The organism is Parasalinivibrio latis (assembly GCF_036825535.1).
GTDB lineage: Bacteria > Pseudomonadota > Gammaproteobacteria > Enterobacterales > Vibrionaceae > Parasalinivibrio > Parasalinivibrio latis.
This window is the reverse complement of the sequence record NZ_CP098812.1, coordinates 1,927,806-1,949,284: the sequence shown is the minus strand read 5'-3', so window position 1 is coordinate 1,949,284 and position 21,479 is coordinate 1,927,806. Positions and strand designations below refer to the sequence as shown.

Genomic DNA, 21,479 nt, shown 5'->3' with positions numbered 1-21,479 from the left:
CAATCTCAGGTGAGATGAATCAGAACAATCTGCATTCATCACGTTTCTTTGATAATATCTGCGCCAATTTGCAAAAGACAACCTGTTTGGACAAAGACGTTGACACAGCAGACCCAAACTATTGACGCGAAAGCGCTCTATACCGCAGTAAAAGACTGCATGATGCGCGATCAGTTCCGCTTAAAGAAACGTATCGACGGTGCCAGAAAGATCAAAAATGAAAGCGCCCGCCAGAATGTTTTTGCGGAGATTGCGGAAGGGATTGCCGGCTCAAAAGCGCTGGTAGAAACCCGTATTGCCGGCACACCGGCGATTGATTATCCAGAACAACTGCCGGTAAGCCAGAAGAAAGACGAAATCGCAGACGCCATTGCCAACAACCAGGTAGTGATTGTTGCGGGTGAAACGGGCTCGGGTAAAACCACCCAGTTGCCAAAAATCTGCCTTGAACTGGGGTTGGGCACCAAAGGCATTATTGGCCATACCCAGCCTCGTCGTCTGGCAGCCCGTACCGTAGCAAACCGCATTGCCGAAGAGCTGAAAACAGAAATGGGCCAGCATGTCGGTTACAAGGTTCGCTTTACTGACCAAGTTTCGGCTTCGACGCAGGTCAAGCTGATGACGGACGGTATCCTGCTGGCGGAAATCCAGAATGACAGGTTCCTTAACCAGTATGACACCATCATTATCGATGAAGCGCACGAACGCAGCCTCAATATTGATTTTCTGTTGGGCTACCTGAAGGAACTTTTGCCGCGTCGCCCGGATTTGAAGCTGATCATTACCTCAGCAACTATTGACCCGGAACGTTTCTCAAAGCACTTTGGCAATGCGCCTATCATTGAGGTGTCCGGCCGCACCTATCCGGTGGACACGCGATACCGTCCCATTGTCGACGACAGCGATGACAGTGAGAGAGACCAGCTCCAGGCGATTTTTGATGCTGTTGAAGAGCTGTGTGATGAAGGTCCGGGCGATATCCTGATCTTTATGAACGGTGAGCGGGAAATCCGGGACACGGCTGATGCGCTGAACAAGCTGAAACTTCGAGATACCGAAGTTCTTCCACTGTATGCGCGCTTGTCTGCTGGCGAGCAAAATAGGGTATTCCAGTCACATATTGGCCGCCGAATTGTGCTGGCGACCAACGTCGCTGAAACCTCGTTGACTGTGCCGGGAATCCGTTATGTTATCGATCCCGGTACGGCTCGTATTTCGCGTTACAGCTACCGGACCAAAGTTCAGCGCCTGCCAATTGAGCGTATTTCTCAGGCCAGCGCTAACCAGCGTAAAGGCCGATGCGGGCGAGTGGCGGAAGGTATCTGTATCCGGCTTTATTCGGAAGAGGACTTCCTTTCCCGTCCGGAATTTACTGACCCTGAAATTCTGCGTACCAACCTGGCATCCGTTATTCTGCAGATGACGTCTCTTGGCCTTGGTGACATGTCGGCATTCCCGTTTGTGGAAGCGCCGGATTCTCGCCATATCCAGGATGGTATTCGCCTTCTTGAAGAACTGGGTGCCATTGACCGGAAAGGGAAAGAGGGCAAAGTTCGCCTGACTCAGACAGGCCAACAGCTGGCCCGTTTGCCGGTAGATCCGCGTTTGGCCCGTATGGTGCTCGCCGCACCAAAACAAGGTTCATTGCGCGAAGTGATGATTATTGCCTCGGCACTGGCTATCCAGAATCCCCGTGAGCGTCCGGTTGAGAAACAACAGGCCGCTGATGAGAAACACCGCCGGTTCCAGGATAAAACCTCTGACTTTATGACATTGGTGAACCTTTGGGACTATATCGCTGAACAGCAAAAAGAAAACAGTGGTAACCAGTTCCGCCGGTTGTGCAAAAAGGACTACCTGAACTACCTTCGCGTCCGTGAATGGCAAGATATCTATTCCCAGATTCGCCAGGTGATGCATGAACTTGGGTTTAAGCTGAACCAGGAGCCTGCAAGCTATGAAGCGGTGCACACCTCGCTGCTTTGCGGTCTGCTTTCCCACATCGGCCTGAAAGATCAGGAAAAGAACGAATACCACGGCGCACGTAATGCAAGGTTCAACATTTTCCCCGGCTCCGGCATTTTCAAAAAGCAACCGAAGTGGGTGATGGTAGCTGAACTGGTTGAAACGTCGAAATTGTGGGGCCGAATTGCCGCTAAAATTGAGCCGGAATGGATTGAACCTCTTGCCGGTCATCTGATTAAGCGCAGCTACAGTGAACCGCACTGGGAGAAGAAACAGGCGGCGGTCTATGCGTTCGAGAAAGTCACACTGTATGGCATTGCGATTGTCGGCAAGCGCAAGGTCAATTACGGCAGCATAGATGCACCGCTAAGCCGTGAGCTCTTTATTCGCTCTGCATTGGTGGAAGGTGAATGGGAAACTAAACATAAGTTCTTCCATGCGAACCGAAAACTGTTGGCAGAGGTGGAAGAGCTAGAGCACAAATCACGACGCCGCGATATTCTTATCGACGATGAAGCACTTTACGGCTTCTACGATCAGCGGATCGGTCTTGAGGTGGTATCGGGCCGTCATTTCGACAGTTGGTGGAAAAAAGAAAGCAAAGTAGATCCCGATAAGCTGACGTTTGAAAAAGCGATGCTTATGCGTGGTGATGCCAGTCATATCACTGAGCTTGATTACCCGAACTTCTGGTACCAGGGCAGTTTGAAACTTAAGCTGAGCTACCAGTTTGAACCGGGTGAAGATTCAGATGGTGTCACAGTTCACCTTCCGTTGCCTGTTCTCAATCAGGTATCCCCTGAGGGCTTCGACTGGCAGATACCGGGCTTGCGACAAGAGTTGGTTATCGCTTTGATTAAGTCGCTGCCCAAACCGTTACGCCGTCACTTTGTGCCCGCCCCAAACTATGCATCTGCATTCCTTGAGCGCGCAGCGCCGATGGATGCGCCTCTCCTGGATACGCTTGAAAAAGAGCTGCGTCGTATGTCTGGCGTGACGCTTGAGCGGGAAGACTGGAACCTGGACCAGATTCCGGAACACCTGAAGTTCACCTTCCGGGCAGTGGATCACCGCAACCGTAAGCTGCGAGAAAACAAAGACCTTTTTGCGCTCAAAGAGTCGCTGAAAGAGAAAGTACAAGAGACGCTGTCAAAAGTTGCTGACGATGACATTGAGCAGGAAGGCCTCACAACGTGGAGTTTTGGCTCTTTGCCGGAATGTTACCAGCAAAAGCGGGGCGGCTATGAGGTGAAGGCTTATCCGGCGCTGGTAGATAACAAGGACTCTGTTTCAATCAAATTGTTTGAAACAGAAGAAGAACAGCAACAGGCGATGTGGGAAGGCCAGCGACGGTTGGTGCTTTTGAATGTGCCGTCACCGATCAAATACCTGCACGAGAAGCTGCCTAATAAATCCAAGCTGGGCCTTTACTTCAACACCTATGGACGTGTGCTGGATTTGATTGATGATTGTATCGCGTGTGGCATTGATAAATTGATGGAAGAGCAGGGTGGCCTGACATGGAAACCGGAATCTTTTGATTCGGTGAAAGAGCATGTCCGTGGCAGCCTGGGTGATACCGTAGTGGACATTGCCAAGCAGGTTGAGGAGATCCTCACGACAGCCAACGCCATCAATAAGCGTCTGAAGGGTAAGATTGATTTCACCATGGCGTTTGCCATGTCGGATATCAAAGCACAGATAGACAGCCTGATTTTCCGCGGGTTTGTAACCGAAACCGGCTGGAAGCGTCTACCTGATGTTCTTCGTTACCTGCGAGCGATAGAGCGCCGATTGGAGAAATTGCCTATCGACCCTAACCGTGATCGCCTGCACATGATAAAGATTGAATCTGTATCCAAGGATTATCAGTCTTTGCTGAACAAACTGCCGAAAGGCCAAAAAGTGCCGGAAGCAGTTAAAGAGATACGCTGGATGATGGAAGAACTTCGCGTCAGCTATTTCGCTCAACAGTTGGGGACGCCTTACCCGGTATCAGATAAGCGGGTTAAAAATGCCATAGATGCTATCTAATCAGTAGGTTGTTCACACTGTTGTGATATCTGAAATACCACCTGACATGCAAGTATGCTGCGGGTGGTATTTTTCGTTTTGGCAGTTTGAGTTTCATTGGTGCCAAATGCATGATAGTGTGCGTGAGATATTAAACGGCCAATTGTTGCCGCTTTTTTATGCCTGGAGTAAAGCGAAGGGAAATAATTCAAGGCAATACTCCATCTCATCGTTTTAATTTCAATTGGTTACATAACTGGCATAAAAGTTGTCTGTACACTTTTATGTCTATTACCTTGCTTATTATTGGAAAATGAAAAAGATAGTTTTTGCTTTTACAGTGTTTTTAAGTGCACTGTTTTCAATTCAGGTATTTGCAGGAAGCGTAAACGATACCTCTAATTTGTATAAAAAACTCCATCTGAGTGGGAAAATGAATTATCACGTTTTTTCACAGGCTTATAATCACTTCAAGCAGAGTAAAAGCAGTAACGGGGTTTTTACCATCATTGATTACAGCCAGCCATCAAGTAAAAAGCGGTTCTGGATTATAGATTCACGCAAGAAAAAAGTGCTGTTGTCATCCTATGTCTCCCATGGGAAAAACAGCGGTCAGCTTTATGCACGGCATTTTTCCAATGTTGTTGACTCCCACCAGACGTCGCTTGGCGTGTTCAGGACGGGTGAGACATACATAGGCAAACATGGGTATTCATTGCGACTAGATGGACTATCGAAAGGGAAAAATGATAACGCCCGCAGACGGGCAATCGTTATCCACGGAGCCGATTACGCCAACCCTGGTGTTATTAAGAAAGCCGGGCAACTTGGCAGAAGTTGGGGATGTCCTGCTTTACCGACATATCTGGCTAAAAAGGCAATCGACATGATAAAGAATGGAACCTACATATACGCATATAGTTGAATTGTGTTTTATGACCGGAGTCTAATCTCCGGTTTTTATTACCCGTTAAAATGGCATGACAATTTGCAGTATTAATTCAAGCAAGCTAACCTGAGATTGATTTTGTTTAAAATTATATTTTATGTATGAAATGGAGTTCGTTTCATGTCTCAGGGAAAACAGATAGTTAAACTGGATTCACATCTTCACCTTTGGAACCCGGAAAGTTTCACCATTCCTTGGTTGGATGGGCTTGATGAATTAAACCGTATCTTTAACGAAGATATGTATTTGGCCGACACAGGAAATGTTGATGGGGCGATTTATGTTGAAGTTGATGTCGATAAAAGCCAACGCTCTGAAGAAATTGAGGTGATTGGAAAATTAATTGCATCTCCTGATTCCCCTGTATGTGCCATGGTTGCTGCACTCGACCCGGTGCGCAATGACATCGATAGCTATCTGAAAGAACTTAAGGACACAGTCTCTCACGTTGCCGGGTTCCGTCAGGTACTCCATACGCCAGAGATGCCTGCAGGCTATTGTCTTTCTCCGGACTTCGTTGGAGGAGTCCAAGCGATTGGCGCGTACGGCTACAGTTTTGATCTTTGTATGAGACCTACAGAGCTGTCAGATGCGACAGCCCTTGTCAGGCAGTGTCCGGAAACACAGTTTGTTCTGGATCACTGTGGTGTACCGGCGATTCATTCTTATGACGATGATAAGCAGGCGTACGAAACATGGAAACGCAATATTGTCGATTTGGCGGCATTACCCAATGTCGTTTGCAAGGTGTCCGGCTTGGTTACCCAAGCGGGAGATTTATCCGTTACCCAACCGCTTTTGGCAGAAATGCTGGCGTACCTGAAAGCGCACTTTGGCGCTGACCGGCTTATGTTTGGCAGCGATTGGCCGGTTTGCACGCTTTCTGAGTCTGCAAATGATTGGGAGAGACGGCTTGAAGGATTGGTCGAAAACTGGAGCTTGGAAGAAAAATCTGCTCTGTGGGGTGGGACCGCCAAGCGAGTCTATCTTGACCCGCACAAATTATCTCTTAAATAAAAAATACCGCCTCCGCCCTTATGCGGAGGCTTTCGTTTTACTTTGATTTTTCTACCAGCAAAACGTGATTGCAAAACAGCACTACCTCATCATTTTGGTTAATGACTTCTACCGTTTCCACTACTTGCCCATAGTCAGGGCGCTTGGGGTCGGGTTTAATTTCTGACACCGTTACCTTACTGCGTATCGTATCGCCAATATACACTGGCCGGGGAAAACGCAAACGCTCGTAGCCATAGGTAAATGCGACGGGGTTGATTTCTGTTGCTGTTAACCCGATCCCGATTGTGAATGTCATGGTGCCGTGGGCGATCCGTTTCTTCCAGGGTTTGGTTTTGCAGAATTCCTCGTCCATATGGTGGGGGAAGAAGTCCCCGCTGTGACCGGCATGAACAACGAAGTCAGTTTCGGTAATAGTTCTTCCATATGTTTCCCTGATTTCTCCAAGCTGATAATCCTCCAGAAATCTATTTCTTTCCACGCTATTACCTCCCATCTGTAAGTTGTTTTGCATGTGCAATATTCATTTGCATATGTAACATATATGTTGATGACTCATATATCAACTGTTATATTCATATTTAAATCTACATTTTGAATATGGAATTTCAGTGAGGCTATTATGAAAACCAAAGCAACGGTAGGTGTTTTATCAAGACCCGTTAAAGGGATGCCTGAGGAGCACAGCGATATTCCTGTGTGGAATGCCGAAGACTGGTATTACGAGGATTTCGAAGTCGGGCATACGATTCGTTCATTGCGGCGAACAATCTCGGAAGGCGAAGCCATGTTGTTCAACAGCCTGGTGATGGATTTGCACCCTTACGTCGCTGATAACACCTTTGCTAAAGAAGAGGGGCATTTCGGAAAAAGGTTAGTTGCAGGCGCACAGGTCTTTTCATATGGGCTTGGTTTGGTAGCAACGAACTGCCTTAACTCTTTTTCCTACGGTTATGACAAGCTTCGCTTTATTAAACCGACGTTTATCGGCGATACCATTTACACCATACGTGAAAATCTGTCCAAAGAACCCAAATATGATGAAATGGGTTTAGTGCGCGTGAGCTATAAAGTATTCAAAGGTGAAGGTGAACTGGTTCTCTATTGTGAACATCTGATGACGGTCTTGTACCGAGATCCGGAAACAAAGGGGGAGCAGTCATGAGCAAGGTGGTGTTGAAAGGGCTTACCTGGGATCACGTGCGCGGTTATGACCCCATGGTTTCAACTGCAGAAGCCTTTAACGAATGTAACCCAGACATTGAGATTATCTGGCACAAGCGCTCTTTGCAGGCATTTGCAGACCGCCCGCTGTCTGAAATGGTCAAAGAGTATGACTTAATGGTGATAGACCATCCGCATGCCGGTGAAGCCGCATCTGAAAGACTGCTGCTTAACCTTGATGGTCAGGGGTATGATGACCAACTTGGTTGCCTTGCCGACGAAAGCGTGGGGCTGTCCCACCGGTCATACTGTGATGGTCACCAATGGGCTTTAGCCATTGATGCTGCTACCCCAATTGCTGCATATCGCTCAGATTTACTGTCTAGTCCACCTGAAAAGTGGGAGGAAGTGATTATCCTGGCGCAGCAGGGGCAGGTTGTATGGCCATTAAAACCCATAGATGCCCTGATGAGTTTTTATAATATCCTGGCGAATGCCGGGCACCCGTTTGGTTCTGTGGGGGGCGGGGTAACTGAAGATGCCGGCGTCTGGGCTCTGGGGGAAATGAGGAAGGTCTCAGACCATCTGGATGAAAGATGTTTTGGGATGAACCCTATTGCTGCCTATGAATGGCTGGCAAACCGAAGTGACAAAAGTTATGTCCCTTACCTTTATGGCTACAGCAACTATAGCCGAGAAGGTTTCCGTCCGTATCGTGTTGACGGTTGCAATGCGCCCGTACATGGAAATGGCAGCATAGGAGGTACAACATTGGGTGGTACCGGAATTGCCGTCTCTTCTTTTTCCCGCCATAAGCAGGAAGCCTTGCAGTACGCATTTTGGATTGCCGGGTCTGTTGTCCAGTCATCTGTGTTTTTTCAGTCCGGTGGTCAGCCGGGTAACCTCAAGGCGTGGATAGACCCTGAATGTAACCGGGTAACACACCATTTTTTCACCAATACGCTTGAAACGCTTGAAAACGCCTATCTCAGGCCACGGCACCAAGGGTATCTGGCTTTTCAGGACTCGGGAGGTGATCTGGTAAACCGTCATCTTCGGGAACGGAATGATGCACGGGAAACCGTTAAAGCGATACGTAAAGAGTATGCAAGGAGTCTGAATGAGTGTTAACAGGCCACTGGAGGGCATGGTTGTCCTTGATTTCAGCCAGTTTCTGGCGGGGCCTCTGGCCGGGCTGAAACTTGCCGACCTGGGGGCAAGAGTGATCAAAATAGAAAACCCCAAAAACGGCGACTTGTGCAGGTACCTTTATCTCAGTGATACAGAAATAGGTGGAGTGAACTCGTTGTTCCAGGCCATCAACCGTAACAAAGAAAGTTTCTGTGCCAATCTGAAAGATCAAACTGACCGAGAAAAGCTGATGAAATTGGTCAGCGAGGCTGACATCGTATTGCAGAACTTCCGCCCCGGGGTGATTGAACGGCTCGGATTTGACTACGAATCCCTGAAGAAACTTAACCCGGACCTGGTTTATGGCTCCGTGTCCGGTTATGGCAGCAAAGGCCCTTGGTTCAGCAGGCCGGGCCAGGATCTCCTTGCGCAGTCACTTTCAGGCCTTACCTGGCTGTCAGGGAATGAGGAGATGCCTCCGACGCCGATGGGGCTCGCTGTCGCTGATATGCTGGCAGGAAATTCACTTGTTCAAGGCATTCTGGCGGCATTGGTTAAAAGGGAGAGGGGGCATGGCGGGAGCCATGTGGAAACCAGTTTGCTTGAGGTGCTGGTGGACTTTCAGTTTGAAGTGCTGACAACTTACCTGAACAGCGGCCATAAAAAACCGCAGCGGAGCAGGATCAATAACGCCCATGCTTATCTTTCTGCCCCATACGGAATCTACAAAACGGTAGACAGTTTTATTGCCATTGCCATGGGGCCGGTAGATAAACTGGGAGAGATGATCTCCGCGCCAGAAGTGGCGAAGTATACGGATACCAAAACCTGGTTTAGCCAGCGTGATGAAATTAAGCAGTTAATCCAGCAGACCTTGGCCTTGAACACAACAGCACATTGGATGGAAATTTTTTCAGCAAATGATGTGTGGGCATCGGAAGTGTATGACTGGGAGGCGCTGTTGGATTCGGAAGCCTTCCATGAATTGGAAATGCTCCAGAAGCTTGAGCACGAAGACGTAGAAAACCTGATGACAACCCGGCTTCCCATCCGGTTGGATGGCGAGGTATTGAAAAGCCCTAAAGCCGCCCCGTTGCTGGGAGAGCACACAGTGTCTATCAGCCAGGAATTTGGCTTGTAAGCTGGGTGTAAAATCTGGAGATAAAAAAACCGGAGACTGCCTCCGGTTTTCTTTTATGCGAAAAAATACCGTTAACCTGCGATGTTCCCACCCATTTGCTCGCTCAAGTAATGGGCGGCTTTAAGCAACGCATCCCTGCAATCACGCAATGGAAGCTGTTCATGGGCATCTAACATTTCGATATACGGGACTGTAAGGCAGGCGATCGCATAACCGGAGTAGTCAAACAGAGGAACACTGACATTGGTGACGCCTTTGATGACATAACTTTTTCGTTGCTCATAACCTTTGGCACGAATTTTTGTCAGTTCTTCCCGGATAATATCGATTTCAGCCTGATCACCTGGAGGGTCAATAGCGATATGAGCATCAAGAAGAGAATGTGGGCTGTTCGCCAGGATAACCCTGCCGGAAGAGGCTTTCCAGACATCCAGCTTAGCACCAAGACGGACGCTTAATCCGTGATAACCCGGTGCGTCAACCTGGCCAATGACAAGAATGCTCTCATCAGAGAAAATAGCCAGGTGAATAGACTGGTTAATAGCGTGTGCCAGTTCATTCATTACTGGTGCTGCCAAAGAGGTCAGACGCTTAATTTTTGGATAGCGGTGAGAGATCTCGAACATTTTAGTCGTGAGGGCATATTTGTCGGTGATAGGATCCAAAGACAAATAACCGCGTTCACAAAGTACCACCAGCATTCGGAATATTTCACCAACAGAGCGGTTTAGTTCCCGGGCAATTTCGACCTGCGTTAAGCCCATAGAGTGGCTGGAGAGGATCTCCATAATATCCAAGCCTTTCTCCAAAGCCGGAGCCTGATACTTTTTTACCTGACTGGTGTCTGCTGCGACTCTTCCCATACTTTATATCCGTTTCAATTAGTTAGTGATTGTCATCGGCCAATCAAACAGGTCGATTCTACCAAGCTGTATACTGCAGGCAATATGGCCGATGACAAAATTGTTATATTTTGATCACTGTGCTTCCTTTGCTCTTTTCCTGAATCTCCTTCCAGTTCCACTCAATCCCAATTCCAGCCTGTGTTGGGGCTTGAGCCTTGCCATTTATAACTTCAAATGTTTCCTCGGCAAGTGAGCCAAGTTGTGGGATGTATTCAAGCCAGCGGCTGTTCGGAACGGCACAGCAAAGGGAGACATGCAGCTCCATGAGGAAGTGTGGACAAACGCTGACGTTAAAGGTTTCGGCAAGGTGTGCAACTTTCAGCCACGGGGTAATTCCGCCGATTCTCGCGACATCAACCTGGACGATATGGCAGGCATTTTGTTGCAAGTATTCCCGGAAAAGACGTGTCCCGTACATGGACTCGCCAACGGCAACAGGAATGCCGCCTTGGCGACAAAGCATTGCATGTCCGGCGACATCCTCTGCAGGAAGCGGTTCTTCCAGCCAGGTGATCCCCATATCTACAAAGGCCTTAGCTCTGCGTATGGCTTCATCATGGGTGAAGCTTTGGTTAGCATCAATCATGATATGGTAATCATCACCAACAGCTTCCCGTACCGCAGAAAGACGCTTGATGTCATCGGAGAGGTTAGGGGAGCCTACTTTAATTTTTGAGCCGCCAAACCCCTGTGATTTTACGTTAAGTGCATCATCAACCAGTTGCGTTGGCGTGAGGTGAAGCCAGCCGCCCTCAGTAGTATAAAGCGGGATTTCCGGTTTCGCCCCGCCTGCCAGTTTCCAGAGAGGAAGGTCGATCTTTTTGCAACGAAGATCCCAGAGCGCGGTGTCTATTGCGGCAAGCGCGAGCGAGGTGATTGCTCCCACTGCAGTAGCATGTGTATGGAAGTAAAGTTTCTTCCAGATTCCTTCAATACAGTCTGCATCTTCGCCGATCAATTGTGGTAAGAGATGGTCATTTAGCAGCGCTGTAATACTGGTACCGCCGGTACCAATTGTATAGGTGTAGCCAACGCCGACAAAACCGTCTTCATCCGTGATTTTAAGGATAGGTGTTTCCTGGCAGACAAATGACTGAATGGCATCAGTGCGCTTTACTTCGGGTTCCAGGTCTACGAGGAACATTTCAGCTTTTATAATTTTAGACATATCTTAATCCTTCAACTCACGTTGGTAAGGCACTGCAGTCTGGGAAGAAGTACCTAATCCGCTGATACCTAGTGTGACAACGTCACCAGGTTTTAGATAACGGGGAGGGTTAAACCCAAGACCAACTCCCGGAGGTGTTCCCGTTGAAATAACATCCCCTGGTAATAGTGTCATAAAGCGGCTGATGTAGCTGATTTGCGCAGCGACAGTGAAGATCATGTCACTGGTGTTACTTTTTTGGATGGATTCGCCGTTAACTTCCAGCCAGATATCCAGCCCCTGAGGATCCTGACATTCATCTGTTGTCACAAGATAAGGACCAAGCGGCGCAAAGCTATCACAGCTCTTACCCTTTACCCACTGACCTTCCATTTCGAGTTGGAATTCGCGCTCTGAATAATCATTGTGGAGAACATAGCCGGCAACGTGGTCAAGTGCCTCTTCAACAGAGACATGGCTTGCCTTTTTGCCTATAACGACGCCAAGTTCAACTTCCCAGTCTGTTTTGGTACTGTCTTTGGGTATAACGACATCATCATTTGGCCCAACGACTGAGCTTGTTGCTTTCATAAACAAAACAGGCTGGGTAGGGACAGGCAGCCCACTTTCTGCAGCGTGTTCTTTATAGTTAAGGCCAACACAAATGATTTTGGATGGACGTTTAAACGGTGCGCCATAACGGGCATCGGCATCAAACTCCGGCAAATCATCCTGGTTTTCCAACCAGGTTTTCAAACGAGCCGGCCCTTCGGATCCGAAAAATTCCTCGTTAAAATCTTCACCAAACCAGCTGACATCAATGCGTCGGCCATCTTCCATCTCTACGCCCGGCTTTTCTTTACCGAACTCTCCTACACGTACTAATTTCATTTTCCTTCCTTGGTATTTTTAGCGGATGTTGGTAACACCACCATCAAAATCAAATGCATTTCCGGTTACAAAACTGGCTTTGTCGCTGCAAAGGAAAACTGCAGCATCAGCGACTTCGTCCGGCGTACCCATACGTCCGATTGGCTGATAGTTTGAGATAGTGGCAAACATTTCGTCCCTGTTGTCTGGATAATGCTTGTTTAGGTAACCTTCGACAAAAGGCGTATAAATCCGGGCTGGACATAAACAATTGCAGCGGACTCCTTGTGAAACAAAGTCCTTGGCGACGCTGTATGTCATAGACAGAACCGCGCCTTTTGATGCTGAATACGCGAATCGGTCAGAAAGACCCAACTTGGAAGCGATTGAGGCCATATTGAGAATAACGCCCTTGGATTCGACGAGATAAGGGATGGCATATTTCATGAAATTGAAAACACCATTTACATTCACTGCCATAACCTTGTTGAAGTCATCCTCTGTGGTCGTTTCGACTGTCCCTATGCTGGCTATACCGGCGTTGTTAACTAATATGTCGATGCCACCGAAATACTCTGACACCTGAACCAGAGCTTTCTCTACTTGTTCAGGGTCAGTGACGTTACACGGGATGCAGAGAGTGGCGTCAGTATCAAATTCTCTTCTGGCTTTTTCCAAAGCAGAGTTATCTAAATCAATCAGCGCAAGACGCGCCCCTTCTTTTGCGAATGCCCGGGCGATAGCAAGGCCGATTCCGGATGCTGATCCTGTTACGACCGCAATTTTTGCCTCAAGCATCATGACTCTTCTCCTAAATCAAACAACATTTCCATGTTGACCCACCAGTCCTGTTCACCGGCTTCTGGTACGGGTTCCTGCATGGGTTCCATCCATTCCCACCATTTTTGGGTAATAGAGTCGGCAGCCATAGCCGCCATGTCCGCTTCAAAATCGGAACCCACGTATTCGAAATAGGCAAACATCAGTCCGTTGTAGTGGTAAATGCTGTAGTTTCGGATGTTCGAAGCATGGATGCGGGCCAAAACACCTGGCCAAACATCAGCATGGGCCTTTTTGTAGGTTTCATAATGCTCGGGGCGCAGTTTAATGATCTGTCCAAATTTTTTCATGGATGCAATCCTTTGTCCTCAATCTACGATGAATTGGCATTATCATCATATGCAGATTTGATTTGTTAAATATCAAATATCATTTCAAATTTAAAATACATGCTCATTCGTAAAGATGAAAGGTAACGAGAGGAATATTGATAATACGCATCGATAATTGTGACAATTGTCACATCGCGTTAACAAAAAGCCGGTGAGTGAACAACCGGCTTCGGGGGGGCTTTTATTAAGTAAGTCCGATCAGGATGTGGCAATAGGGTGGGACGGCGTTGCATTGCTCTCAAAGCAAGCTTCAACCACCGCCATCGTATTGAACGCATCATCAACTGATGTATTCAGTACGGTATCTTCACCATTGGCAAAACGCTGCAGGTTGCTCATTGTCCCGATGAATGCTTCCGGGAACCAATTGCCCTCAAGAGGAACGGGTTGCCATTCGCTACCGCCAGTTGCAATCCAGAATTCATCCGGCTCACCTTTCGGGTAATCAAGGCTTACCCCCATTTTTACGGTGACACAGCCCTTGGTTCCTTCAAAACGGAAAAGTGCATCTTGCGCGCGACGGCCAAAGTCGTGGTTGTGGTTAATCGACATTAGACCGCGTAACGGGTAAGGGTAGTCAAATATGACACTGGTCCGGGTTTGCTTAAAGTCTTCGCTGCGTGGGTCTGCCATGCTTCTGCAAAGTACACCTGTGGGTTCGCCTGCAATCGAGCGAATGAGATCAATATAGTGGATAGAGTGAACAAGCAGTTCGATCCTATCCATAGACTTAAGGTACGGAAACATCTCCCAGGGAGTGCTGATATTGAGGTGGAGTTCAATGTCCAACAACTCACCGATATATCCTTTTTGAACCGCATCTCTCAAAGCCAGCATCATTGGCGCATAGCGCAGTTGGAAGTTAACCGCGGCAACGAAGTTTTTCCTGTGGCAAATTTGTTTAGTTGTTCTGGCCTCCTCCAGATTAAGACCCATAGGCTTTTGAATAAGTACCGGAACATTGTCTGGTAATACTTCAAGGGTAGCCGGGACTGCGATCGGAGGCAGGGCTAAATCGTATACAACATCAGATGACTGCGTTGCTTCTTCGAGGGTGGAATACACGGTGGGTATGTTCCACTGTTCAGCTGTTTTCTCCGCCTGTTCTTTGTTGAGGTCAAAAATTCCAGTGACGGTGAAGCCAGCTTGTTCATAAGCGGGCAAATGGGCGTCACTTACTATTCCGCCCGCACCAATAATGACGATTGGTCTGGGCTTTGAGGGTAATGGCCAGCGCTGACTGAGATTTTCCTTCATCAAATTCTCCTTAATTACCTAGAGTTACTTTAGGGCAACGATAACAGTAGATTACCAACTTGTTGCCTCGATCCGGTTGGGTTGTTGAACTTGTGACTTTCATATTAGCAACATTAGTTTATATATAAACCAAGTATTGATCATTTGTTATCGTGATGCTAATGTTTCTATGTGAAAATACATTTCTTATATGAAACAGAAATGCTGGTTTGATAGAAAAGAGCTTTTTTATTTTTAGGTTTGGAAACAGACCACGTTAAATCTGACTGATGACGACACATGGATACCTTCAAGGAGGAAACGATGGGACACCAAGTAAAGTCGCGTTGGACGTTGATGGCATCATCTGTAGTACTGGCACTGGGAATGGCTTCTTCCGTTTCTGCGGCCGACTCATTTGATGGTGAGACGCTCCGTGTAAAACTGATTGGCGGAGCGCAATATGAACCGTTGTACACCCTGATTTCAGAGTGGGAAAAGCAGACTGGCGCGAAAGTAGAAGTGCTATCCCGAAAGAACCACTTCGAACTTGATAGGGAAATTAAGCAGGATATCGCAGCAGGTAACATCAACTACTGTGTGTCTTCTAACCACACCAGTTTTGCCCCTCAATACGGTGATATATACGCCGACCTCGAATCTCTGGTTGATAAAGAGACACTGGCTGCCTACGTGCCGCTGACTCTGCAACATGGCATGGTTAATGGCGTTTTAGTTCAGCTCCCGCGCCACAGTGACGTTTCTAACCTTTTCTATAAAAAGTCACTTTTTGAAAACGAAGAGAACAAGACCAAGTTCAAGGCTGAATACGGTTACGACCTTGCTCCGCCGGAAACATGGGCCCAGGTAAAAGACCAGGCGATTTTCTTTGCTGATCCACCAAACTTCTACGGCACCCAGTATGTCGGTAAGGATGAAGCCATCACCGGACGTTTCTATGAAATGTTGGTTGCTGAAGGTGGAGCGTTGTTTGACGAAGACTGGAACCCTACATTTAACTCCGAAGCTGGCCAACGTGCACTTCAATGGTTCGTAGATCTTTATAACGCTAAAGCTGTCCCTGCCGGTGTACCCAACTACCTGTGGGATGACACAGGTATGGGTTTTGCGTCAGGTACCGTTGCACTCAACCTGGATTGGGCTGGATGGGCGAGTTTCTTCAACTCTGAGAACTCAAAAGTTTCCGGTGATGTAGGTCTTGTCCGAGCTCCAAAAGGTTCAGGCGGAAAACGTACTGGTTGGTCCGGATCGCACACATTCTCAATCACCAAGGCTTGTGAAAACAAAGCTGCGGCTGCGTCATTTATTACATTCCTGACCGGCTATGAAGGCCAGATGCTGGAAGCAGACAGAGGTTTGCTGCCAACTCGCATCAAGGTTTGGCATGACATCGTTGAGAAGAAGAAAGCTGCAGGTGATGAATTTATGGTGAATGTGTTCGAAACCTACCAACAGTCTATGGCGGAAGATGCGTTTACCCCACCACTTATTGAAGAGTGGATTGAGGTATCTAATATGCTTTGGCCACAACTTCAGGCTGCTGTCGTTGGCGAGAAAAGCGTAAAAGAAGCGCTGGACAAAGCTGCTGAAGATGCCCGTGAAGTGCTGGAAGATTCCGGCCGACTGTAAGCAATATTGGGAGGAGTTGTACTCCTCCCTATTTTTGGCTGTATTCGGAATTAGAACTGTATGTCTGTATTTCAAAAAACGCGCCGGTGGTTAAGGAGCAGCGAGTCGGCACCTTACCTGTTGTTACTTCCGGCGATTATAACAATCCTGATAGTCGTGCTATTGCCCTTGGTATTTTCGCTATATACCAGTTTTACACCCTACAAAATTACCAGGCCGGATTCGATCTGGAAATTTATTGGCCTTAGAAATTACACCCGACTTTTTGCGGATGCCGATTTTTGGTGGATTTTCCTAAGAACCATATTTTTCCTGACCGTGGTACTGAATGTTGAACTGATTCTTGGTCTTGTTATCGCGCTGTTGGTGAACCAAATCACCATGGGTAAGCGTGTACTGAGGACCATCATGATGTTCCCGATGATGTTCTCCCCCGTGTTGGTCGGTTTCCAGTTCAAATACATTTTTAACGACAACATCGGCGTATTGAACAATGCGCTTCAATCCCTGGGTCTGACAGACCAAGCCATACCATGGCTGGTGGATGGCACGCTGGCGATGAGCTCAATAATGATTGCGGAAATTTGGATGAGCACCAGTATTTTTGCCATCCTCTTGTTGGCTGGACTCTATGCTATGCCCCAGGATCCCATTGAAGCCGCTAAAGTGGATGGTTGCTCGCCAATTCAAGTGTTTAAACACATCACGCTGCCGTTCCTGATGCCATTTATTTTCATTGCGATGACCATTCGATCCCTGGATGTCGCAAGGGCATTCGATATCGTGGATGTAATGACTGGTGGCGGTCCGGCACAGCGTACGGAAATCCTCTGGACGCTGATAGCCCGGGTCGGTTACGACAATGCCAAAATGGGGCAGGCTAATGCTATGGCCTATGTCTCCATCCTATTGTCGATATTCTTCACCTTTTACTTCTTCCGTAAGCTGATTGCAGCCCGTAAATACATGGGGGGTGCCCAATAATGCCTGCTATGAATCAACACAAAATGAAAAAGCTGGCAGGGAAAATCGCTGTCCGGATAGGTGTCTTTGTGCTTATTGCCTTGATGTGCATACCCGGCTTGTGGGTGATGCTGTCGGCATTCAGGCCGAATGGTGAAATCCTGTCTAAGCCACCGGTTTGGATTCCTGAAAAGCTCGATTTAGCAAACTTCATCAATATCTTCGGATTGGGTGATGCCCAGGTAGGGATACCTGTAGGCAGCTATTTCATGAACTCCTTTGTAATTGCAGTAACAAGTACTTTGATAGCGCTTTTGATAGGTATTGCTGGTGGCTATGCCTTTGCTCGCTATCGTTTTAAGGGGAAAGACACGCTCTTTCTCGGGTTAATGCTATCTCGAACCATTCCGGGCATCGCACTCAGCCTGCCTATCTTTATGATTTGGAGCAAGATTGGCCTAATCGACACCCAGTTCGGTGTCATTCTCGTGTATGTCGCCATTAACGTACCGTTTACGGTGTGGTTGATTGATGGCTTCTTCCGGCAGATCCCCAAGGATCTTTCAGAAGCGGCCCAGGTTGACGGATGTACGCGCTGGCAGGCGTTTTGGAAAATTGAATTTCCACTTGCCAAGTCCGGCCTCGCATCGGCAGGGATCTTTGCATTCCTTGTCTCCTGGAATGAATACGCCCTTGCCAGCCAGCTTACCCGTTCAACTGACAGTAAAACGCTTCCAGTTGGCCTGATGGATTTCACAGCGCAGTTCACCATTGACTGGGCAGGTATGTGTGCCATGGCGGTAATCATCATTGTTCCAGCAATTATTCTCACGTTCCTGGTGCAGAAGCACCTGATTTCGGGTCTCACATTTGGCGGTGTAAAAGGATAGACATCATGGCCGACGTAACACTTAAAAAAATCATCAAAAGATACGGCAAAACAGAGGTTGTACACGGGATCGACCTAGATATTAAACACAACGAGTTTGTAGTGCTGGTAGGGCCATCCGGCTGCGGTAAGTCTACCACTCTGCGGATCATTGCCGGTCTCGAAGAAATATCAGATGGGGAACTCTGCATCGGTGACCGCGTGGTCAACGACCTTGCACCCCGCGACAGAAATATCTCCATGGTATTCCAGAGTTATGCGCTTTATCCGCACATGACGGTGAAAGACAACCTTGGGTTTGGCCTGAAAATTTCAGGTATGTCTGAGGATGAAATTGCAGAGCGCGTGAACCATGCCGCAGAAATCCTTGGGCTTGACCAGCTGATGGAACGTATGCCAGCAGCGCTTTCCGGCGGTCAGCGCCAGCGGGTTGCGATGGGGCGCGCCATCGTACGCACACCGGATGTGTTTCTTTTTGATGAGCCGTTGTCGAACCTGGATGCCAAGCTGCGTGTCCAGATGCGAACCGAAATCAAAAAGCTGCACCAGAAAGTAAAAACCACCGTGATTTACGTTACCCACGATCAGGTAGAAGCCATGACGCTGGCAGACCGTGTCGTCGTGATGAGAAACGGTTACATCGAACAGCAGGGCTCGCCGATGGAGATTTTCAACCATCCGGTAAACATGTTTGTGGCGTCCTTTATCGGCAGTCCACCAATGAACATGCTGGATGCGGAAGTTAAGCAAACCGGATCAGGTCTGGCGCTTGAGTTTATTGACGGGCACGTAATATCAATGCCTGGGCGCTTTAAAGGCAAGGTGGTTGAAGGACAGAAAGTCGTTGTAGGTATTCGCCCGGATGATATTGCGCCAGTAGGGCACGGAATGTTTACCGGTGAGCAGAGTGAAATTATTTCGCTACCGGTAAATATCTCCGAACCCCAGGGTACTGAGACCATTCTGTTCGTTACCCTGGCCGGAAAAGAAGTTCAGTCGAAGATGTTGAGCCCAAGATTGGTCGAAGACGGGGAATCCCTTTCATTCCAGGTCTCCCTGGACAAAATCCACGTCTTTGACCGCCAGACAGAGCAGTCTGTTTTAGCGGAGGTTTAAATGGATTCCACCACACAGCTTTTAACCCAGTGCTATACCGGTGTCATGAACGACGTGATGAGGGAAATGGGGGAAAGCAACTATGTTTTACCCCGTTACCTGAGACCGTTGACTGACGGTACTGTACTTGCCGGCCCCGTGTTTACTATCGAAGGCGTTGTAGACACTTCAATGGGTGAACATGAAAGCTTGGTCGAATGGACTGGTTTACTGTCCAAGGCCAAACCCGGACATATTTGGATAAGCCAACCACATGACGACTCCGTTGCCCACATGGGAGAGTTGTCGGCAGAAACGCTTCAATCCAAGGGCATATTAGGCTGCGTGGTGGATGGTGCGATCAGGGATGTCAGTTTTATCAGGAAGATTGGACTCCCGGTTTTCCATCATCTCTCAACACCTTGTGATGTGGTGGGATATTGGAAACCTACCGGTTTTGATGTGCCGATAACAATTGGGGATGTGTTGATCCACCCGGGTGATTATATTTTGGCGGATGACGATGGTGTCATCCGGATCCCCAAAGAAAAAGCGCTGCAAATTGCAAAAGCCGCATTTGATGCAACACAAGTAGAAAACAAAGTCCGTACTGCCATTTTGGCAGGTATGGATGCCCAGAAAGCTTATCTTACATACGGTAAATTTTAGGTTAAATAATGAAAAAACAGCAACGTGACCTCCTTCTTCTGAGGGAGGGCGATAACGTATTGGTTACTTGCCGCTATTTTAATGCCGGAGAGACGGTAGAAATTGATGGTGAAAACGTCTTAATCGACAAAGACACGCCTGTCGGCCACAAGCTTGCACGTGTATCGATGTCACAAGGTGACGTGGTTATCAAATGCGGCATGACGATTGGTGAATGTACAAATGACACTTTAAAGGGAAGCCAGCTACACACACACAACGTGGGCAGCCTGTATATCGCATCCCACATGAAAGGAGGTGCTAAACATGGCTGAATTCAAAGGTTACCTGCGTTCTGATGGGCGAAAGGGCATTCGAAACGTCGTAGCTGTTGCATACCTTGTTGAGTGTTCAAAATTTGTGGCCAATCGTATTGTGACCCCCTTTGAGCAAGATGCTGAAACAGAAGGTCGCGTACATGAAATCGGTTTTCCCGGGTGTTATCCCAATGGCCATGCAGAAAGGATCCTTTCCCAACTGGCAACACATCCCAATGTAGGTGCTGTACTTCTGGTCTCTTTGGGCTGTGAAAGTATGAACCGGGAGCGCATCGAAAAACTGGTATTGGAAAGCGGTCGCCCGGCAACTTCTATTAGCATTCAAGATGTTGGCGGTACTGAAAAGGCGATTGAGCTTGGCCGGGAGTGGGTGGCCGATATTCTCAAAGAGATCGACAACGTGCCTATGGTGCCAATGGCGATCAGTGATTTGTCTGTAGCAACTATTTGTGGTGGTTCCGATGGGACCTCCGGCGTTACCGCAAACCCTGCTGTTGGTGTCGCGTTCGATAAGTTGGTTGATGCCGGTGCAACGTGTGTGTTTGAGGAAACGGGCGAATTAATCGGGTGCGAGCAGGATATGGCATCGAGAGCGGTTAATGATGATGTTGCCAAAGCGCTGGTTGCCTCTGTCGAAAAGGCTGCCGGTTACTACCAGGTGCTTGGGTTCGCAAGTTTTGCTCCGGGGAACGCAGATGGGGGACTTTCCACCATTGAAGAAAAGTCTCTGGGTGCTTACAACAAAAGTGGTTCCCGCAAAATCCAGGGGATTGTTGCTCCGGGTGAAGTGCCATCTAATCCCGGCCTTTGGCTGATGGATGTCGTGCCAGACGGCGAGGTTCGTTTCGGATTCCCCAATATTGCCGACAATGCAGAAATTACCGAACTTATTGCCAGTGGAGCCCATATGGTGTTGTTCACAACTGGGCGGGGTTCTGTTGTCGGTTCAGCCGTTTCTCCGGTTATCAAAGTGTGTGCAAACCCGGACACTTACGCTCGCATGGAGCATGATATGGATATCAATGCGGGCAAAATCCTTCATGGAGATTCACTTGAGGCCGTTGGTGACGAAATCGTTGAGAAGGTCCTTGAAGTAGCAAGCGGTAATAAGAGCAAATCTGAATCGCTTGGTCACCGGGAGTGTCTGATTACTTATAAATAGTTCTGTGTTTTGTCCTCTCTTGGA

At 48.1% G+C, this 21,479-nt stretch carries 20 protein-coding genes; 13 read left to right on the top strand and 7 right to left on the bottom strand.

The window, feature by feature from the left end:
• Positions 1 to 99: 99 nt before the first annotated feature.
• From hrpA to NF212_RS09170, 3 genes are all read left to right on the top strand, one after another.
• Complete coding sequence (hrpA, locus tag NF212_RS09180) at positions 100 to 3,999, top strand: ATP-dependent RNA helicase HrpA (RefSeq protein WP_434354857.1); 3,900 nt, start codon at positions 100 to 102, stop codon at positions 3,997 to 3,999.
• A 292-nt stretch (positions 4,000 to 4,291) separates the two neighbouring features.
• Positions 4,292 to 4,903, top strand: a complete 612-nt coding sequence (locus NF212_RS09175) for a murein L,D-transpeptidase catalytic domain family protein (protein WP_434354855.1) — start codon at positions 4,292 to 4,294, stop codon at positions 4,901 to 4,903.
• Positions 4,904 to 5,047: 144 nt separating this feature from the next.
• Positions 5,048 to 5,944 (top strand): amidohydrolase family protein, encoded by an 897-nt coding sequence (locus NF212_RS09170; RefSeq protein ID WP_434354853.1) that lies wholly within the window; start codon positions 5,048 to 5,050, stop codon positions 5,942 to 5,944.
• A gap of 37 nt (positions 5,945 to 5,981) precedes the next feature.
• Here NF212_RS09170 and NF212_RS09165 read toward each other — a convergent pair whose 3' ends face one another.
• Positions 5,982 to 6,458 (bottom strand): MaoC family dehydratase, encoded by a 477-nt coding sequence (locus NF212_RS09165; RefSeq protein ID WP_434354851.1) that lies wholly within the window; start codon positions 6,456 to 6,458, stop codon positions 5,982 to 5,984.
• Between the two features lie 108 nt (positions 6,459 to 6,566).
• Here NF212_RS09165 and NF212_RS09160 point away from each other — a divergent pair, with 108 nt between their 5' ends.
• Genes NF212_RS09160 through NF212_RS09150 form a run of 3 tightly spaced genes read left to right on the top strand, consistent with a single transcriptional unit; the run spans position 6,567 to position 9,380 of the window.
• Entirely contained in the window at positions 6,567 to 7,109 is a 543-nt protein-coding gene (locus NF212_RS09160) for a MaoC family dehydratase (protein WP_434354849.1), read from the top strand.
• A complete protein-coding gene (locus tag NF212_RS09155) occupies positions 7,106 to 8,239 on the top strand; it encodes a hypothetical protein (protein ID WP_434354847.1) in 1,134 nt (377 codons plus the stop codon). Before NF212_RS09160 ends, NF212_RS09155 begins: the two co-directional genes overlap by 4 nt.
• Positions 8,229 to 9,380: a CaiB/BaiF CoA transferase family protein gene (locus NF212_RS09150; RefSeq protein WP_434354845.1), complete on the top strand. Its 1,152-nt coding sequence runs from the start codon at positions 8,229 to 8,231 to the stop codon at positions 9,378 to 9,380. Before NF212_RS09155 ends, NF212_RS09150 begins: the two co-directional genes overlap by 11 nt.
• Before the next feature lie 71 nt (positions 9,381 to 9,451).
• Here NF212_RS09150 and NF212_RS09145 read toward each other — a convergent pair whose 3' ends face one another.
• The 6 genes from NF212_RS09145 to NF212_RS09120 all read right to left on the bottom strand — a co-directional run bounded on the left by NF212_RS09145 (position 9,452) and on the right by NF212_RS09120 (position 14,731).
• Complete coding sequence (locus NF212_RS09145; RefSeq protein WP_434354843.1) at positions 9,452 to 10,243, bottom strand: IclR family transcriptional regulator; 792 nt, start codon at positions 10,241 to 10,243, stop codon at positions 9,452 to 9,454.
• A 103-nt stretch (positions 10,244 to 10,346) separates the two neighbouring features.
• Positions 10,347 to 11,453, bottom strand: a complete 1,107-nt coding sequence (locus NF212_RS09140) for a mandelate racemase/muconate lactonizing enzyme family protein (RefSeq protein ID WP_434354841.1) — start codon at positions 11,451 to 11,453, stop codon at positions 10,347 to 10,349.
• A gap of 3 nt (positions 11,454 to 11,456) precedes the next feature.
• Positions 11,457 to 12,323, bottom strand: coding sequence for a fumarylacetoacetate hydrolase family protein (locus NF212_RS09135; protein WP_434354839.1), 867 nt, complete (start codon positions 12,321 to 12,323; stop codon positions 11,457 to 11,459).
• 18 nt (positions 12,324 to 12,341) lie between these two features.
• Positions 12,342 to 13,103, bottom strand: coding sequence for an SDR family NAD(P)-dependent oxidoreductase (locus tag NF212_RS09130; protein WP_434354837.1), 762 nt, complete (start codon positions 13,101 to 13,103; stop codon positions 12,342 to 12,344).
• On the bottom strand, positions 13,100 to 13,432 hold the full coding sequence (locus NF212_RS09125; RefSeq protein WP_434354835.1) for an L-rhamnose mutarotase: 333 nt from the start codon (positions 13,430 to 13,432) through the stop codon (positions 13,100 to 13,102). Before NF212_RS09125 ends, NF212_RS09130 begins: the two co-directional genes overlap by 4 nt.
• A gap of 240 nt (positions 13,433 to 13,672) precedes the next feature.
• Positions 13,673 to 14,731 (bottom strand): Gfo/Idh/MocA family protein, encoded by a 1,059-nt coding sequence (locus tag NF212_RS09120; RefSeq protein WP_434354833.1) that lies wholly within the window; start codon positions 14,729 to 14,731, stop codon positions 13,673 to 13,675.
• 303 nt (positions 14,732 to 15,034) lie between these two features.
• Here NF212_RS09120 and NF212_RS09115 point away from each other — a divergent pair, with 303 nt between their 5' ends.
• From NF212_RS09115 to NF212_RS09085, 7 genes are read left to right on the top strand one after another with little or no spacing between them, the layout of a single operon-like run.
• On the top strand, positions 15,035 to 16,360 hold the full coding sequence (locus NF212_RS09115; RefSeq protein ID WP_434354831.1) for an ABC transporter substrate-binding protein: 1,326 nt from the start codon (positions 15,035 to 15,037) through the stop codon (positions 16,358 to 16,360).
• Between the two features lie 60 nt (positions 16,361 to 16,420).
• On the top strand, positions 16,421 to 17,344 hold the full coding sequence (locus NF212_RS09110; protein WP_434354829.1) for a carbohydrate ABC transporter permease: 924 nt from the start codon (positions 16,421 to 16,423) through the stop codon (positions 17,342 to 17,344).
• On the top strand, positions 17,344 to 18,213 hold the full coding sequence (locus NF212_RS09105; RefSeq protein WP_434354827.1) for a carbohydrate ABC transporter permease: 870 nt from the start codon (positions 17,344 to 17,346) through the stop codon (positions 18,211 to 18,213). The genes NF212_RS09110 and NF212_RS09105 overlap by 1 nt, the downstream gene beginning before the upstream one ends.
• 5 nt (positions 18,214 to 18,218) lie before the next feature.
• Positions 18,219 to 19,328 carry an ABC transporter ATP-binding protein gene (locus NF212_RS09100; protein WP_434354825.1) on the top strand — a complete coding sequence of 370 codons (1,110 nt, stop codon included), beginning with the start codon at positions 18,219 to 18,221 and terminating at the stop codon, positions 19,326 to 19,328.
• Positions 19,329 to 19,976, top strand: coding sequence for an RraA family protein (locus NF212_RS09095; RefSeq protein WP_434354823.1), 648 nt, complete (start codon positions 19,329 to 19,331; stop codon positions 19,974 to 19,976). It begins immediately after the preceding gene.
• A gap of 8 nt (positions 19,977 to 19,984) precedes the next feature.
• Positions 19,985 to 20,290 carry a UxaA family hydrolase gene (locus NF212_RS09090; protein WP_434354821.1) on the top strand — a complete coding sequence of 102 codons (306 nt, stop codon included), beginning with the start codon at positions 19,985 to 19,987 and terminating at the stop codon, positions 20,288 to 20,290.
• Entirely contained in the window at positions 20,283 to 21,455 is a 1,173-nt protein-coding gene (locus NF212_RS09085) for a UxaA family hydrolase (RefSeq protein ID WP_434354819.1), read from the top strand. The genes NF212_RS09090 and NF212_RS09085 overlap by 8 nt, the downstream gene beginning before the upstream one ends.
• Positions 21,456 to 21,479 lie beyond the last annotated feature (24 nt).

Bases quoted from the DNA above. Each gene is read 5' to 3' on its own strand.
- NF212_RS09155 (WP_434354847.1), top strand. From the start codon at position 7,106: ATGAGCAAGGTGGTGTTGAAAGGGCTTACCTGGGATCACGTGCGCGGT.
- NF212_RS09165 (WP_434354851.1), bottom strand. From the start codon at position 6,458: ATGCAAAACAACTTACAGATGGGAGGTAATAGCGTGGAAAGAAATAGA.
- NF212_RS09090 (WP_434354821.1), top strand. From the start codon at position 19,985: ATGAAAAAACAGCAACGTGACCTCCTTCTTCTGAGGGAGGGCGATAAC.
- NF212_RS09170 (WP_434354853.1), top strand. From the start codon at position 5,048: ATGTCTCAGGGAAAACAGATAGTTAAACTGGATTCACATCTTCACCTT.
- NF212_RS09135 (WP_434354839.1), bottom strand. From the start codon at position 12,323: ATGAAATTAGTACGTGTAGGAGAGTTCGGTAAAGAAAAGCCGGGCGTA.
- NF212_RS09175 (WP_434354855.1), top strand. From the start codon at position 4,292: ATGAAAAAGATAGTTTTTGCTTTTACAGTGTTTTTAAGTGCACTGTTT.
- NF212_RS09140 (WP_434354841.1), bottom strand. From the start codon at position 11,453: ATGTCTAAAATTATAAAAGCTGAAATGTTCCTCGTAGACCTGGAACCC.
- NF212_RS09125 (WP_434354835.1), bottom strand. From the start codon at position 13,432: ATGAAAAAATTTGGACAGATCATTAAACTGCGCCCCGAGCATTATGAA.
- NF212_RS09145 (WP_434354843.1), bottom strand. From the start codon at position 10,243: ATGGGAAGAGTCGCAGCAGACACCAGTCAGGTAAAAAAGTATCAGGCT.
- NF212_RS09120 (WP_434354833.1), bottom strand. From the start codon at position 14,731: ATGAAGGAAAATCTCAGTCAGCGCTGGCCATTACCCTCAAAGCCCAGA.
- NF212_RS09085 (WP_434354819.1), top strand. From the start codon at position 20,283: ATGGCTGAATTCAAAGGTTACCTGCGTTCTGATGGGCGAAAGGGCATT.
- NF212_RS09115 (WP_434354831.1), top strand. From the start codon at position 15,035: ATGGGACACCAAGTAAAGTCGCGTTGGACGTTGATGGCATCATCTGTA.
- NF212_RS09095 (WP_434354823.1), top strand. From the start codon at position 19,329: ATGGATTCCACCACACAGCTTTTAACCCAGTGCTATACCGGTGTCATG.
- NF212_RS09130 (WP_434354837.1), bottom strand. From the start codon at position 13,103: ATGATGCTTGAGGCAAAAATTGCGGTCGTAACAGGATCAGCATCCGGA.
- NF212_RS09105 (WP_434354827.1), top strand. From the start codon at position 17,344: ATGCCTGCTATGAATCAACACAAAATGAAAAAGCTGGCAGGGAAAATC.
- NF212_RS09110 (WP_434354829.1), top strand. From the start codon at position 16,421: ATGTCTGTATTTCAAAAAACGCGCCGGTGGTTAAGGAGCAGCGAGTCG.
- NF212_RS09150 (WP_434354845.1), top strand. From the start codon at position 8,229: ATGAGTGTTAACAGGCCACTGGAGGGCATGGTTGTCCTTGATTTCAGC.
- NF212_RS09160 (WP_434354849.1), top strand. From the start codon at position 6,567: ATGAAAACCAAAGCAACGGTAGGTGTTTTATCAAGACCCGTTAAAGGG.
- NF212_RS09100 (WP_434354825.1), top strand. From the start codon at position 18,219: ATGGCCGACGTAACACTTAAAAAAATCATCAAAAGATACGGCAAAACA.